Annotated in this window: 6 protein-coding genes and 1 pseudogene; 2 read left to right on the top strand and 5 right to left on the bottom strand. The window is 35.7% G+C overall.

Annotated features, from left to right (window positions below):
- A partial coding sequence (locus HUN22_RS15285) for a hypothetical protein (RefSeq protein ID WP_174731066.1) occupies window positions 1-166 on the bottom strand: 166 nt, incomplete at its 3' end.
- 250 nt (window positions 167-416) lie between these two features.
- Between HUN22_RS15285 and HUN22_RS15280 the strand changes: the two genes are divergently transcribed.
- A complete protein-coding gene (locus HUN22_RS15280; RefSeq protein ID WP_174731063.1) occupies window positions 417-869 on the top strand; it encodes a DUF441 domain-containing protein in 453 nt (150 codons plus the stop codon).
- 61 nt (window positions 870-930) lie between these two features.
- On the opposite strand, the gene HUN22_RS15275 is transcribed toward HUN22_RS15280, so the two are convergent.
- Entirely contained in the window at window positions 931-1,851 is a 921-nt protein-coding gene (locus tag HUN22_RS15275; RefSeq protein ID WP_002122195.1) for a LysR family transcriptional regulator, read from the bottom strand.
- A gap of 306 nt (window positions 1,852-2,157) precedes the next feature.
- On the bottom strand, window positions 2,158-2,955 hold the full coding sequence (locus tag HUN22_RS15270; RefSeq protein ID WP_217488200.1) for a DUF4198 domain-containing protein: 798 nt from the start codon (window positions 2,953-2,955) through the stop codon (window positions 2,158-2,160).
- A 213-nt stretch (window positions 2,956-3,168) separates the two neighbouring features.
- Between HUN22_RS15270 and HUN22_RS15265 the strand changes: the two genes are divergently transcribed.
- Entirely contained in the window at window positions 3,169-4,368 is a 1,200-nt protein-coding gene (locus HUN22_RS15265) for an MFS transporter (RefSeq protein ID WP_174731060.1), read from the top strand.
- A 26-nt stretch (window positions 4,369-4,394) separates the two neighbouring features.
- On the opposite strand, the gene HUN22_RS15260 is transcribed toward HUN22_RS15265, so the two are convergent.
- Window positions 4,395-5,378, bottom strand: coding sequence for an ion transporter (locus tag HUN22_RS15260; RefSeq protein ID WP_174731057.1), 984 nt, complete (start codon window positions 5,376-5,378; stop codon window positions 4,395-4,397).
- Window positions 5,379-5,499: 121 nt separating this feature from the next.
- Window positions 5,500-5,675, bottom strand: a pseudogene (locus tag HUN22_RS18240) (hypothetical protein); the annotation flags it as partial.

Here is a 5,675-nt window from a genome sequence, read left to right as displayed (position 1 = left end):
ATTCTGTAGTAGGCAAAATAATTTCATTATCAACAATAATATGTTCAATACGTTGGCTTAGTTTTAAAGATTCATTTTCATGTTCCACTAAATTTTTCTTTAGTTGTGCTTTTGCATCATGAATCTTATCGAACTGATCTTTGATCTTGATATCTATAATGTCCATAAAATATCCTGCTCTCATGAGTAATGACTATTTTTATATCACAATTTTAAAAAACTATTTTTTTTAACTTGTTAATTTATATAACATTGTTTCCAAGCGTAAATAGAAATTAAAATTCCTTATCATTGAGAGATATACAATCAATTTTTAACTAAGAAGTGCTGAAAATCAGCTATATCTTTTAAAGCTTTCACATTCCAACACTTAAATATTATACAATTCCATTTATTTACATTTCTCCCAGCTCGCCATGCTTGCCCAATTTGATGTTAATTTAGTTGTTCTACTCGTTCTGCTTGTCTGCGGCTTATTAAGTCAAAATGCAGCTGTAACAATCGCAGCAGGTGTGCTGATTGTCATTAAAATTACGCCATTAAGTGAGTTTTTCCCTTATATTCAAGCTCATGGTCTTAATTTAGGAATTCTTATTTTAACCATCGGCGTACTTACCCCTATTGCAAGTGGCAAGCTCAGCGGTGAGAGTATTTTAAAGTCCTTTATCAGTATTAAGTCGCTTATGGCTATCGCAATTGGCCTATTAGTTGCTTGGTTGGGTGGTCGTGGAGTAAAACTAATGTCGAGCCAACCCGATGTGGTTGCAGGCTTACTCATTGGTACGGTTGCTGGTGTTGCTTTACTCCGTGGTGTACCGGTCGGCCCTCTGATTGCAGCAGGCTTACTCTCTTTATTTATTGGTAAATAAGAAGTCGAGATAAAAAAGGTGCAGTTAAGCACCTTTTTTACACTTAGGCTAATTCATTGTTTTAGCCAGAATAATAGGCATTTCGTTTTAAAGAGAACTTTTCTAACTGCTTTAAAAATCCTTCAAAATAACTTTTCTCTTTTTCTTCAGTTCGATAACCTGCATATAAAGTTCGTCTTAACCCTGTAGGAGAAACACAATCTAAACGGCGGCTTGTGACCCAACCCTTTTGTTCATATTCATTTACGACCCAATCAGGTAAAGCAGCAATACCTCGCCCACTTGCTACAAGCTGAATAAGCATTTGAGTTAAATCTGTTGTTCGTATTTGCTTAGGCTGAATATTCGCAGGAATGAAAAGTTTAGACATGATATCTAAACGGTGCTTATCAACTGGATAAGTAATTAAAACTTCTTCGGCCAACTCTTGAACTGTAATATTTTCAGCCCGCACCAAAGGATGGGTATTTGATAAGACTAAACGTGATTCATATTCAAAAATTGGAAAATACTCAATTCCTTTTAACGCAATTGGGTCTGCTGTAATCAACAAATCAAATTCTGCATTTTGTAAGAGTTCATGTGGATTGGCCTCAAACCCCGAAGCAAAGTCTAAATCAACATCTGGGTATTGCTGGCGATACTGATTTAACAAAGGCATTAACCAATCAAAGCAACTGTGGCATTCCGATGAAAAAATAATTCTACCTGTCTGTCCATGCACAATTCGTGTGATATCACTATGTGTAATCTGAATTTGCGGCAAAACATCATCGGCTAACTTTAATAAGCGTTGTCCAACATTAGAAAAACTAACAGGTCTGCTTCGACGATTAACAACCTCTACCCCATACCAATGATCTAATTCTTTCAATTGATGAGAAATAGCAGATGGTGTTAAACAAAGATCGTTAGCTGCTGAAACTAATGAACCGTGTTCACGTAAGGCAACTAAGGTTTTAAGATGACGAATTTCTAACATGGGCCAAGCCTGAACAATAGATTTATCTATAAATGTCTTAATCTGATCTTTGCCTTTCAACAAATAGGAGAACTGTAGATAAATCTTCATTAATGAATAGTATTCATCTTATCATAAAATTAATTAGTTTTCCTCAACATAAAATATTTTTCAAAATTATTCTGGTAAATGATTTTTTTAATTTAGAGCCGTAGATACGATTGTGTATGCTTTAGAAAAGTTTGTAATTCTTACTTATTTGAAGATGAAAAGACTCTTATTAAAAAATAGACCCGATCTAGGTCTAATTCTTATGAAAAGTAATAATTACTGTGCTAACGCATTTAAGCTAATAATCGTATAGCTTTGATTTTTAGGTTTTACCTTTAAATTTAGGGGAGCTGTTACTTCTACAAGATACTCTCCAGCTTTTGGAAAGCTAAGCACAACTTGACCGTTGCTTTCTGCTTTAAACTGCTGGACTCGTTTGTCAGTTGCGCCTTTTTCTCTTAAATTAACTTCAGCATATGCTAAAGGTTGTCCTTTTTCCGTTATAGCTAATTTAACAGGTTGAGCAGCTTTAATCTGGTTTGGATGTACAGAGAAATCAACTTTAATCGGTGTATTTGGAAGCTGAATATCTGAAACTTTTCCTTTAGAAAGATAACTCTGCAAGATCCACTCACGTGTTACTTGCTCTGTTTTAATTGTTTTTGTTTTAAGATCAGCTGGAATTAAATATTCACGTTCGGCTTTAGGTGGAGCTTTGTCAGCTGGCATATCAAAAAAAAGATGCCAAGCTTTTTGGTCATATACATATTTTAAAGGGTAACTCGCCTGAGTTTGAACAATGTATGTACCTTCATCAGGTAGATCTACATCAAATACAGTTGCAGACTTAAGCAGAGCTTCTGAGTTGACAGTTTTAAGCTCTTTTTTAGGTGTAATTACAGTAAGTTTCGCGTCCTTTAAAGCATATTCACTATTTAATGCTTCTTCAGCATAACCAGCAATTACGGGCAATTGGGTTTGTTCGGTTTTATAAGCTATAGGTGCTACATAAGGTTCGTGAGCAAAGCCTGTTGTACATATAAATGCAAGTGACGTCATTAGAAATCTATTCATTATTACAAAATCCTGTTGTATGCAAAGTTAAAAAATTTCAGACAAAATATAAGCGCATACAGTATACACAAATAAAAATAATTCTTATTATCATTAATAAATTTAATTTTTATGTTAGAAGAAATATGTAATCATTTTCTCAATATTTTAGTTTTTTATTATTCTGTTCTCTTTTCCCTTATACTTTCTTTTTTGTGTCTTCCCTTAACTTATATGGCGTCCAAGCAATCTCCCCTATCTACACCTCAACACTATTCTCTCTTTTTAGCAATTTTCTCACTCGCTGTAGGTGGTTTTTGTATTGGAACTACTGAATTTGTCGCAATGGGACTGATTCAAGAAATTGCAAATAATTTAAGTATTACAGTACCTGAAGCTGGCCACTTTATTAGTGCTTATGCATTAGGTGTAGTTATTGGTGCTCCCATCATCGCTATTCTTGGAGCTAAAGTACCTAGAAAAACTTTGTTGCTTGGCTTAATGCTTTTTTATGGAGTTGCGAATGCCTGTACGGCGTTAGCTCATACTCCTGAAACTGTTTTAATTTCACGTTTCATTGCAGGTTTACCACACGGAGCATATTTTGGCGTCGGTGCCTTAGTTGCCGCTGAACTAGCAGGTCCCTCGCGAAGAGCCTCTGCTGTTGCTCAAATGATGATGGGTCTTACAGTGGCAACTGTAATTGGTGTTCCTCTAGCAACTTGGTTAGGCCAAAACTTTGGTTGGAGAGCAGGTTTTGAGTTTTCAGCCACCATTGCTTTTGTCACTTTAATTGCTGTTGGCTTCTTTGTACCTAATATTCCAGTCCAAGCTACCGCCAGTATAAAAACTGAATTAGCTGGCCTTAAAAATATCAATATGTGGTTAACACTAGCGGTAGGCGCCATTGGTTTTGGAGGCATGTTTTCTGTTTATAGTTATGTTTCCCCAATTTTGACTGAATATACACAAGTTAATATTCAAATCGTTCCTATCGCCTTGGCTATTTGGGGTATCGGTATGGTTATTGGTGGCTTAGCAGCAGGATGGCTTGCAGATAAAAACCTTAACAAAACGATTGTAGGTGTATTAATTAGTTCAGCGATCGCATTTGTGGTTGCCAGCTTCTTAATGAGTAATATCTATACTGCTATTGCCTCTTTATTCTTAATTGGTCTCACGGTAATGGGATTAGGTGGAGCATTACAGACTCGTCTAATGGATGTCGCAGGCGATGCTCAGACCTTAGCAGCATCACTCAACCACTCTGCCTTTAATATAGCCAATGCATTAGGTGCATTTTTAGGGGGCTGGGTACTCAGTCACCAAATGGGTTGGATCGCACCAATCTGGGTAGGTTTTGTTTTAAGCCTCGGTGGTCTGATCATTCTACTTATTGCATTTGCAGTAGAAAAAGCCAGCAAAAAAGCTTAATAAAAGCTTAGGCTAACTTATTACTTCTAATCAGTTAGCTTTCCACCACAATGCGGGCAATAACATTTTTTCTCTCGAACCGTCTCTTCTTGCTCTAATACTTTTTCACGCATAATTTGAATAATCAGATTATGCGCTTGTTCTTTTGGTAATCCTACTTTTTGACGGATTCGTTCTATTTCAATTTCATCATGTAAAATATCAATACCTCGTGCTTGAAGTAACTCACGAAACTCTTGTTCCAGTCTTTGATTACGTTGATTAAGCTCATTTGCGAGTCCAGACGCCAAAATACCGGCTGGTAATGCCGCAATACCAACGCCCAAAATAGTAATAAGTGCTCCTAATAGCTTTCCTAAGTTGGTTACAGGAGTGACATCACCATAGCCCACCGTAGTTAAGGTAACCACTGCCCACCACATAGATTTAGGTATTGAACTAAAAGCTTCTGGTTGAGCCTTATTTTCAACCACATAAATTCCAGAAGCAGTCATAATAATCATGATGATTAAAATAAAGATAACTGCCTGAAAAGACCCCTTTTCACGTTTAATCACGCATAACAGTATCTGTAGTGAAATGAAATAGCGTGTTAATTTTAATAAACGAAGTAAACGCAAAATCCGAAGCATACGAAGATCGATTCTTACAAAGAAATTCAGATAAGCTGGCAAAATTGCCATCAAATCAATAATTGCTTCACCACTTTTCATCCAATTCAAGCGGGTTTTCCATGCGGATTGTGTAGTATCTCGATCTGCAACACTCCACAATCTTAATAGATATTCGATACTAAAAATTGCGATTGAAATATTCTCAAAGTAGTCAAACCAAATACGATAATTTGAGTACAGATCATTTACTGTTTCCAATAAAACCGCAGCGACATTACCAATAATTAAGACAACTAAAAAATAGTTAATGCTTTTACTTATCGCAGTTTCATAGTCATGGTTATGGAGATTATTATAAAAAAACTTACGCAATCCTTTCCAAGCTGAATTTCGCATATTGATCTGACCACTTGATATTGTAGATATAGTAAGCGCTTAGCTCCTATTCACCAATATAGTCTCTAACAATTTTGTTTTACTTATCACAACATTCAAGTCTTAAACTTTACTTCTTACATCAATCGGTGGCTACACATCGGAATTCATTCTCTTCCCACCACATCACATCATAGATACCTGGATGGGATTTTAAAATAATATTTATATAGTTTTGCAACACCATAATATGATGAGTAATATCAAGTTTTCTAAATAGAAACTTTCTTAAAATTGGCGTATTTGGAGAAATAAAGA

The sequence above is a fragment of the Acinetobacter lactucae genome (genome assembly GCF_013344765.1).
GTDB classification, from domain to species: domain Bacteria; phylum Pseudomonadota; class Gammaproteobacteria; order Pseudomonadales; family Moraxellaceae; genus Acinetobacter; species Acinetobacter lactucae_A.
Note: the sequence above shows the minus strand (reverse complement) of the source record. Positions and strands in the feature narration are given on the sequence as shown.